Below are 4,152 nucleotides of genomic sequence, written 5' to 3'. Positions count from 1 at the left end.
TGGCGGCGGCGCGGGCATGGCGCAGGAGACTCTTGGGGGTCATGACGACCAGCGGACGTGGATCTGTCTTGAGGGTGGCACTCTGCCGGCGAAGCAAGTGGAAGTACTGCCCCGCGGTCGAGCAGTTCGCCACGCGCAGATTACTGCCCGCACACTGGAGTAAAAATCTCTCCAGACGCGCCGACGAGTGCTCGGGGCCAGCCCCCTCGTAGCCGTGAGGGAGGAGCATCACGACCGTTGGGTTCTGCTCCCACTTGGCTTTCCCACTGACAATAAACTGATCAATGATCACCTGTGCGCCATTGACAAAGTCGCCGAACTGCGCCTCCCAGAGCACGAGGGTTCCCTCTGCGTGTACCGAGTAGCCGTACTCAAAGCCCAGCGCTGCCGTCTCCGAGAGTGGGCTGTTGATCACCGCCAGCGAGGCTTTAGCATTGGGTAGGTGCTGGTGGGCGCAGTAGCTCTTGCCATTCTTGATGTCGTGCCAGACCATCTGCCGCTGGGTGAACGTGCCACGCTGTGTGTCTTGCCCCGTCAGGCGAATCGGCGTGCCGTCTTCCAGGATGGAGGCGTAGGCCAGTGCCTCGGCATGGGCCCAGACAACCTTGCGCTCGCCGTCAAGTGCGGTTCGTCGCCCTCCCAGAAAGGCTTTTTCCAGCTTGCCATCAATCGCGAAGTTCTCAGGAACGGCGTTTAGGAAAGCATTGGTGGCCTGAAGCTGCTCCGCAGGCACCGCCGTCGCAACTTGCCAGGGGTCGCTCTCGGTGTGGGGATGGTCTTCGTGCTTGGGGTAGCCCGTCTTGAGTGCCCGCTCCTTGGCATCTTCCAGACGTTTCCAAACGGCATCCGTGAGTGCCTTTGTCTCCGCTTCGGTCAGAAGTCCGCGCTTGACCAGCTCGCTGCCCCACTTAACGGCTAAGCGCGGGAACTGGCGGATCTTTTCGTACATCTGAGGCTGCGTGAAGGAGGGCTCCTCTTGCTCGTTGTGGCCCAGCCGCCGGTAGCCGACCAGATCAATCAGAAAGTCTTTGCCAAACTTCTGCCGATAGGCCACCGCGAGCCGCGTGACAGCCAGACACGCCTCGGGATCGTCGGCGTTCACATGCACAATCGGAATCTCAAAGCCCTTGGCCAGATCGCTTGCGTACATCGTCGAGCGCCCGTCCTGCGGGTTGGTAGTGAAGCCGATTTGATTATTGGCGATGATATGAATCGTCCCCCCCACGCGGTAGCCCGAGAGCTGAGAGAGATTCAGTGTCTCCGCCACTACGCCCTGGCCGGGAAACGACGCGTCCCCGTGCACTTGCACCGCGAGCGATGCCAAAATATCACGCTTGGGGAGTCCCGCACTGTCGCGGCTCTCTTGTGCCGCCCGCGCCCGCCCGACCACGGCGGGGTTGACGAACTCCAAGTGGCTGGGGTTGGGCGCCAGCGTGACGGGCATCGAGACCGAGCCGCCGTTTTTGTAGGTCAGCCGGAAGCCTTTATGGTACTTCACATCGCCCGTGTAGGCATGTGTCTCGCCGCCGGAGCCCTCCAGCGCATCAATGGCACGCGGATCGCTGGGGAACTCGGCGAGCACATCTTCGTAGGATTTCCCTAAAACATGAGTCAGCACACTGAGCCGTCCCCGGTGCGCCATTCCCATCACCAGCTCACGCGTTCCCGCCTTCGCCGCCTCGTTGATAAGGGTGTTGAGCACGGGCACGAGCATGTCAATGCCCTCGATGGAGAAGCGTTTTTGTCCTTTGTAGGGCTGGACGCGCTCTAGAAACTGCTCGAAGCTGTCTACGGCGGTGAGCTGCTCTAAAAGTGTCCTGCGGTCCTCGTCGGTGACCGTGGCAAAGAACCGGCGGCTCTCCACCGCTTCTCTAAACCAGTGGCGCTCCTCGGCAATTTGGATGTGGTCGTCTTCGTAGCCCACGGTTCCCGAGTAGACCGTTCGGAGGCGGTTGAGGGCTTCAAGAGCACTGGTCGCCCCTTCGGCACACGGGCCGCCCACCACGCTGGCAGGCAGCGAGGCCACAGCGGCTTCGGTTAGTCCATGGTAGCTCAGAGACAGCTCCGGGTCGCCAGGAGGGGGATTGACTCCGAGCGGGTCGAGCTGCGCGTCGGCATGACCCATCTCACGAACCAGCCGTGCCACTCGTCCCACCCGAACAATCACTTCGACCTGGGTGGCCGTGAGTGCTCCCGGTGCGTCCGACGACGGAGCCGCAGCCAGGGGGCCGGTGTCGGGGGAGAAACCCTGGCTAAAAAAAGCGCGCGTCTCGGCATCTACGGAGTGAGGGTCTCGTTGATACTGTTCGTATAGTTCAAGTGCGTACCCGGCATTGGGGCCGTGGAAATCCAGCAGTGTATTCATTCGTTTACCGATTTATTATTGTACCGTGTTGTCGTTCTCGATAGATACAGATTAATTAAAGAACTTATCCAGGCGGGCCTGTGTTTCGCTTTTTTCCGCACGGCGCTCCGGCAAGTGGCTCATGGCAGTCTCAAAAAGCCCAAGTAGCTCGGCATGGCGCGTCCGTGCTTTTTCAAGGTTGCCGTCCACGACATTATATGCTTGGAGCTGATAGATCGGCTCCGTGTGCGAGTGGGCAATGATAAGAGCTGCGCAGCGTTCCCACTGCTCGAGCGCGGCGTAGGCATAGGCAGGTGCAAGCTCGGTGGTCTCCGAGATTGCGCGGTACTTACCCGCTGGCCCCTCCGAAACCGCGATTAGCTGCCGCCAGATTGCCTGTGCGCCGTCGGTATCCCCCGCCCTCTCTTTTGTTTCCGCCAGTGCCCGAAGTGTCGCAAGATCATTCGGATCGGCCTCACGCGCTTTCTCAAACGCGGTAACTGCCTCTGCAAAGCGTCCTTGTTGCTCGGCAAGGCGTGCGATGCGAAAGTGCCAGCGTGGGGTCGGCTCTAGTTCGGCAGCCTCCGCGAACTTCCCCGCTTCGGCGAGGGGGCGTGGCTGGGGCGGATAGATACCTGCCTGATTCAGTAGCGCTAGAAGCAGACCCAGTGCGGCAGGTATCCGAAGGCTACCCCCCCGGCCCCCGTCCGACGGGGAAGACTGTGAAACAAGTAGCCCAAGAACCGTCCAGAAGGGGAGGGCGTTGCCTAGAATGCTCCACTCGGAGTCGAAGAAGCTGCGCAGGAGGGCGGCGAGGAGGCCACCCAGTAGGGCACCAGAGAGTAACCTCCCCCCCAGCCCCCCTCCGGCTCCGCGAAGGGGGGAGCTGAAAACCGTGGCGACGATGGCGATAACTGCCCCCAGGAGCGCAGGGATGCCGCTCTCTGCGGCGAGCTGTAAGTACGACTGATGGGCATGGCCGGTGAGCTTCACCTGGGCGTAGCGCGGATAGAGCGCTGAGAACGTCCCTGGCCCGGTGCCAAAGACGGGGTTGCTCGTGGCCATTTTTACCGTTCCACGCCACGTCCACAGCCGAAAGGGATCGTCAAAGGGAGACTTTCGCGTGGTGTCCGTCTGGCCACCGGTCTTAGTGCCGCGTGAGACAATTGCCCCCTTGAAGCCAAAGCCGAGTGCAAGACAGGCAAGCACCAGCACTCCTAAACGCTGCAAGTTCAGTTCCCCCCGCCGGACAGCGGCTATAGGGTTGGCAAGCACCAGTGCCACTAATAATCCCAGTACTGCGGCAGCCCCGCCGACCCGAGAGCCACTTGCAATGAGGGCTCCAAAGGCGAGGGCACTGATAAGGCCAAAGCCAAGAGCGGCTAGCCGCTCTTTGGCTTGAAGGCACAGAACAAAGGCAAGTGGCAGCAGTAACGCGATAAAGCCCGCCGAGAAATTGGCGGAGAAGAACAGTCCTGGTGCACGGAACCAGTCCTGGCCGGCTTGCTTGGCTGCGCCGTACTGCTGCGCTGCCATGAGGGCATGAATTCCCATCCCCACCACCAAGGCACAACTGATTTTGTGCCGCTGGCTCTCGTCGGACTTTGCCGCGAGTGAGAAGATGAGTGCGGCGCAGAGTAAGTCTAGGACGGCGGGAATCTGGGCGAAGAGCAAAACGGGCGAGGTGAAGAACTTGGAGTGGATCAGGAGCGAGAGCGCGGACCAAGCGACAGCAAACCACAGCGCCACATTCCCCTTCCCTGCCCTGAGGGAAGGGGCTAGGGGATGGGTTCGGGATGGGTTCAGAA

2 protein-coding genes are annotated in these 4,152 nt (G+C 61.1%); both read right to left on the bottom strand.

Annotated elements, in window-relative coordinates:
- The coding region (locus tag ACH2EH_RS14470) for a 2-oxoglutarate dehydrogenase E1 component (RefSeq protein ID WP_395142753.1) at positions 1-2,365 on the bottom strand (2,365 nt) is incomplete at its 3' end.
- Between the two features lie 51 nt (positions 2,366-2,416).
- Positions 2,417-4,152, bottom strand: a 1,736-nt coding sequence (locus ACH2EH_RS14465) for an O-antigen ligase family protein (protein ID WP_395142752.1), incomplete at its 5' end; no start/stop codon positions are given.

The organism is Armatimonas sp. (assembly GCF_043760365.1).
Classification (GTDB): Bacteria; Armatimonadota; Armatimonadia; order Armatimonadales; family Armatimonadaceae; genus Armatimonas.
The sequence above is the reverse complement of the archived record's forward strand: the minus strand, read 5'-3'. Positions and strand labels throughout refer to the sequence as shown.